The following is a 5,666-nucleotide window of genomic DNA, read 5'->3' as shown; positions in this document are numbered from 1 at the left end:
TAGGCAGGTATCCGATGGAAGTCAGGAGCTTTCTCATGGATCAACTGAGCAGGCCAGCTCACTTGAAGAGCTTACGGCTTCAATAACTGAAATCGCAGTGCAGACAAAGCAGAATGCATCAAACTCCAACGAAGCTAAAGATATAACCTCTGAAGTGAGAATAAATGCAGTGGAAGGCAACAAGCATATGAATGAAATGCTTAGATCCATGAAGGATATAAATGAATCTTCAGGAAATATATCAAAGATAATCAAGACCATTGATGATATTGCATTCCAGACAAACCTTCTTGCACTAAATGCTGCAGTCGAAGCGGCAAGAGCAGGCCAGCACGGAAAGGGATTTGCTGTTGTTGCCGAGGAAGTTAGAAATCTTGCAGCAAGAAGTGCCGATGCAGCAAAGGAAACAACTGCAATGATAGAGGGGTCTATCAAGAAGGTTGAAGCAGGTACGAATAAAGCAAATGATACAGCAAAGGCTCTTGGAGAAATTGTAAGAGGAGTTGAAAAAACAGCAGATATTGTTTCTGAAATATCTGTTGCGTCAAATGAACAGGCTTCAGCTGTGACGCAGATAAATGAAGGACTGGACCAGGTTTCAAAAGTTGTACAGAGCAACTCGGCAACTGCGGAAGAAAGCGCTGCTGCCAGCGAGGAGCTTTCAAGCCAGTCTGAGGTCCTAATGGGACTTGTCAGCAAAGTGAAATTAAAAGGTGATTTGTTAAAAAATGGAAACAATTACCATGGCAATGAATATTCAAGAAAACTTGAGACCGTTAGGAACCAAGGCGATGACGTAGTTATAAGACTTGAAGACAGGGAGTTTTGCAAATACTGATAAATAACCATATTGCATTATCCCTTTAAGAGTGTTAAATTGATACTAAACTGCAAAAATAATGACTAACGGGAGATGATTTAGGTGATTGACGATTTTTTGAAAAGAAAGGATAGAATCATTATAACTGCAGTTCAGCTTCTTGATGAAAAAGGGATTAAGGGACTGACTACTAAGGAAATAGCAAGACGGCAGAATATTACGGAACCTGCAATCTACAAGCATTTCAAAAGTAAGAAGGAGATTGTGAAGGTAATAATCGAAAGTTTTGCAGCATTTGACGAAGGGATTAGGAACACAATAAGGGAAAGTGATATGGGAGCAAGGGAGTCAATAAGGTTTATCGTAAAAACCTATGTAACAAACTATGAGAATTATCCTGAAATAGTAACGCCTGTATTTTCATTTGACGTATTTAAATACGACAAGGACCTGAACGACAGGATGATTTCTATAATATCAGGCAGGGACAGTTTTATTAAGACCATTGTAAGAAAAGGTTATGAAACAGGAGAAATAATTGCAGACATTGAATCTGATGAATACGCTTGTATAATTTCTGATACTATATGGATGTCTATCTGCAGCTGGAAGTTGGGAAATTGCTCGACGAGTCTGAAGGAATCAGTTATTGGAAAGATTGAGTTTCTGTTGGACAAAACAAAATCATGATGTGGACAGATTCCTAGTCATGATCTGAACTAATAAATGCCAAAAACGCGCAAGACTCTATTAAGAGGTTGTGCGTTTTTTTTAAAAAAAATTCAAGTTATATTTATATTAGCCGATGTATAAATATAAAGTATGGTTAAAAGCACCGCAATAATAAACAATCCCAGACCGGCGGACTATCCCCGTGTCATGATTATAAAGAGGTTGAAATGCAGATACTTGTAGGAATTGGAGAATATAAAACGAGCAGCAGTATAGATGATGTACTGGCCACCTTCGCTCTAGCTTCTTGTGTGGGAGTTGTAATGTACAGTCCAGACAGAAAAGTCATGGGAATGGCTCATGTGATGCTTCCTGACTCAAAAATAAACAGTGAAGACTCTGTGATTAATCCCGGCAAATATGCAGATATTGCAGTAAGCAACCTGTACAGGGAACTCAATAACAAATATGGTGTTTTAAAGACGAGACTTCATGTATCTGTTTTTGGAGGATTGGATTCTAGGAAAAACAGCTACTTTCAGATAGGGGAGCGCAATGTGGAAACAGTTCTTCAAGTACTTGAAAATATGGGTATAAGAAGGGTATATAGAAATACAGGTGGATCAAGACCTCGAACAATCTACGGACATGTGTCTGACGGAAGAATAGAAATGAAGCTTGTTGAAAATCTCAATAAAATTAGTTGATATGGAGAAACAAATGGAAACAAATTTATATGAAACTATAATCAAAAATTCCCCCATTGCATGTTCAGTTGTTAAGCTGGTCAGGGAAAAAGGAGAAATATCCGATTTCACAACTATTGAGGTAAATGATGCATTTGAGATCGAGACAGGCATTTCAGTAGTAGATGTGATTAATAAAAGAATTACCGAGGTTTTACCTAAAATCACAAATAATGAAGTTGATATTTTTGGAATCATTAATAAAGTGTACAGGGAAGAAAGTAAAACGAACTTCGTGTTTTACGTCAGTGATATACATAAATGGTTCAGGATACATTTTGTCTATTATAATGAAGATTACATGACAACATATTTAAAAAACATTACAAAGGACTATGAAGAATCATTGAAAAAAAGAGCTGAGCTTATGGATGCCGTTAAAATGGCTGAAGAAGCAAATACTGTTAAAACAAGGTTTCTAGCAAATGTTTCTCATGAGATAAGAACTCCACTTCACGGGATATTGGGTTTTCTAAGCCTTTTAGGTACAACACCCATCAATAACGAACAGAAGGAATACATGAAATATATAAGCATGGCTACGGAAAGATTGCAGACTACCATGAACAATATTCTTGATATGGCAAATATTGAATCAAAAGAGATAAAGCTTGAAGGTCTTGAATTCAATCTAAGATACTTAATGGAAGAACTGTTGATAAAATATGAAAAATCAGCAAGAGAAAAAGGAATTGTAGTTATTTATAATTGCTGCAGGGAGAAAAATTGTAATTTTGTAGGTGATGATGAAAAGCTGAAAATGGTCTTTTCAAATATTATAGACAATTCAATAAAGTTTACTGAAGAAGGAGTTGTGAAGGTTGATATTGAAATATTTCCTCTCAATGAAGTACAGTCAGAAATAGCTGTTTCATTTCTGGATACGGGAATTGGAATGATTGAAGATGATCTAAAGGTGATATTCAAACCCTTCGTACAGCTTGATGCAACATCGACCAGAAATTACGGTGGAAGCGGAATTGGACTCTATATAGTCAAGAAAACCGTCGATGCAATGGAAGGGAAAATAAATGTCAAAAGCAATCTGGGAACAGGAACAGAATTTGAAGTAAGGCTAATACTTGACCAGGCCTGAACCTATATTGCTATTCTAATAAGCCTTCTTACATCCGTTGCGCAGTGATTTACAAACACATCTACTAAATAGGGATCAAACTGTGTTCCGGAGCATCTTATAAGTTCCTTGAGAGCTTCATCGTGAGACATTGCCTTTTTGTAGGTTCTTTTGTTGGTCATAACATCATAGGCGTCCGCTATTGATATAATCCTGGAGAGTAGTGGTATTTCACCACCTTTCAATCCTTGGGGATAGCCCTCACCATTCCACCATTCGTGGTGTGTAAGTATGTTCTCAGCTATTGGCAAAAGTTCAGGGATGGTCTTGCATATATTGTAGCCCGTTATGGGATGCTTTTTTATTATTGCCCACTCTGCATCATTCAGCTTTCCTTTCTTCAACAAAATCTCTTCAGGTACCGCAAGTTTTCCTATGTCGTGAAGAGTTGCAAGAAGATGTATTTCATCTTTTTCGGCAACCGACATTTTCATATTTTCAGCTATTTTATTCACAATATCGGCAACCCTCTTGGTATGCTTCATGGACTCATAATCCTTCTCAAGAAGAGAATTTGTAAGGGATTCGACAATGGAGCTTCTGTAGCTCTTATTGTCCATCATCTTGTTTCGGTACATTCTGTTTTCCGCATTCTTGATTGCTTCGGAAATATCTTCATCTTTATTTTCGAGGGTGGAAAGACCTACAGCCATGTGGGGCTTAAGAAAATCATTGCTTACCTTGAAATACTTGTCACCGACTCTTGATACGATTTTTTGGGCTGTGGAGTAGTCGGTGTTCGACATGAGGATCAAAAACTCGTCTCCACCCCACCTTATGATTATGTCGTCCCTGAAATTACTGGCCAGATAGTCTGCAGCATCCTTAATAAGCCTGTCGCCTTTTTGATGGCCGAAGGCATCGTTGATCAGTTTCAAATTGTTCATGTCAGCCATGAGAATGCTTAAAGGAAGCATTCTTTTTAGAGTACCACCGGCTACAAGATTGTCGAAATATGTCCTGTTGAATGTATTTGTAAGACTGTCGTGAAAAGTAAGGTGCTCTATCTTTTTATAGGTATTGGTGAGAACAATATTCTGCATCCTAAGCTCATCATTTATGGCTGTAAGCTCTTCAGTCAGATCGTGGATAATCCTTGATGAATTCAAAAATCTATAAATGTCGTCGAGGAGTTTGTATTTGTTAAAGGGCTTTACCAGGAAATCCAGTACATCAAGCTTATAACCTTGTTTCTTATTATAAAAATTAAGGGGATTGTTTGAAATGGCAATAACAGGTATGGTGTTTGTCTTGAAAATCTTCCTCATTGAATCTATGAAGTCATACCCTTTGAAGTCAGGAAGATCCATATTGGTCATTATTATGTTGAAATTCTTCCTGCCAATGAGATCAAGAGCCTCTTTACCATTTGAACATGTATATATATTGCAAGTATTTATTTTATTAAGTGTATCGGATATAATCTTTATATCCTCTTTATTGTTCTCCACAAGGAGAATATTGAATGTATCCATATGACACCTCCAAATTATTTATTTGTTAATGTACTGAAAAACATCGTATGTTTCAAATAGTAAAGATGACTTTTTCGGGCTTTTGAATTATTCCATATCCATATCGCAGAAAACCACTCCCGAACATCCGGGACCAGCATGGGTTCCTACAACTGCACCGATCTGCGCTTCAAGAATTTCTCCCACTTTGAAGTTTTCAAGAAGTGATGCTTTAAGCTTGTCGCTGAAAGCCTGGTCGTTTGAGTTTACAATGAAGACTGTCTTGTCTGAAAGGTCGAACTGTTCACTGTAGAGCCAGTCCATAAGGTACTTTATCCCCTTGGCTCTTCCTCTTACCTTTGTGACTGCTTCAACTACTCCTTCGACTCTTATTATGGGTTTGACATTTAACAGCCCTCCAATGGCTCCTTGAGCCTTTGAAAGCCTGCCACCTTTTACAAGATATTCAAGGGTATCTATTATAAACCTGGTTTGCATGTTTTCTACCATCTTCTCAAGGATTCCCATTATTTCAGAAGCGCTTTTGCCCTTTTCTGCCATTTTTGAAGCTTCTATGGACATGAGACTTGTCATTGCTGTAACTCCCTTTGAATCAATGATATGTATATTGTCAGACTTAATCATGTCCCTGGCAATTTCTGCTGAACCATAAGTTCCGCTAAGTCCAGTGGAAATGAATATTCCTATAACTTCGTCTCCTGCATCGAGGATTTCGTTGAAAATTTCCACGAACTCTCCAGGATTGACCTGTGAAGTTGTTGGAAGCTGTTCTGATTCGCCTAGTTTTTCATAAAATTCTTCGTTTGTAAGTTCCACTC

6 protein-coding genes are annotated in these 5,666 nt (G+C 37.7%); 4 read left to right on the top strand and 2 right to left on the bottom strand.

Annotation, left to right across the window (positions count from 1 at the left end; translation table 11 throughout):
• The 4 genes from AC3AX0_RS05900 to AC3AX0_RS05885 form a co-directional block, all read left to right on the top strand.
• Positions 1-838 (top strand): methyl-accepting chemotaxis protein (locus AC3AX0_RS05900; RefSeq protein WP_487549379.1); only part of this gene is annotated, 838 nt, incomplete at its 5' end.
• Positions 839-922: 84 nt separating this feature from the next.
• Complete coding sequence (locus AC3AX0_RS05895) at positions 923-1,510, top strand: TetR/AcrR family transcriptional regulator (RefSeq protein WP_487549378.1); 588 nt, start codon at positions 923-925, stop codon at positions 1,508-1,510.
• Between the two features lie 209 nt (positions 1,511-1,719).
• Positions 1,720-2,199, top strand: coding sequence for a chemotaxis protein CheD (locus tag AC3AX0_RS05890; protein ID WP_487549377.1), 480 nt, complete (start codon positions 1,720-1,722; stop codon positions 2,197-2,199).
• Positions 2,200-2,212: 13 nt separating this feature from the next.
• Positions 2,213-3,334, top strand: a complete 1,122-nt coding sequence (locus AC3AX0_RS05885; protein ID WP_487549376.1) for a sensor histidine kinase — start codon at positions 2,213-2,215, stop codon at positions 3,332-3,334.
• A 2-nt stretch (positions 3,335-3,336) separates the two neighbouring features.
• Here AC3AX0_RS05885 and AC3AX0_RS05880 read toward each other — a convergent pair whose 3' ends face one another.
• Both AC3AX0_RS05880 and AC3AX0_RS05875 read right to left on the bottom strand, forming a co-directional pair.
• Complete coding sequence (locus AC3AX0_RS05880; protein WP_487549375.1) at positions 3,337-4,848, bottom strand: HD domain-containing protein; 1,512 nt, start codon at positions 4,846-4,848, stop codon at positions 3,337-3,339.
• Between the two features lie 87 nt (positions 4,849-4,935).
• The coding region (locus AC3AX0_RS05875) for a DegV family protein (RefSeq protein ID WP_487549374.1) at positions 4,936-5,666 on the bottom strand (731 nt) is incomplete at its 5' end.

The organism is Dethiosulfatibacter sp. (genome assembly GCF_983023055.1).
The sequence above is the reverse complement of the archived record's forward strand: the minus strand, read 5'-3'. Positions and strand labels throughout refer to the sequence as shown.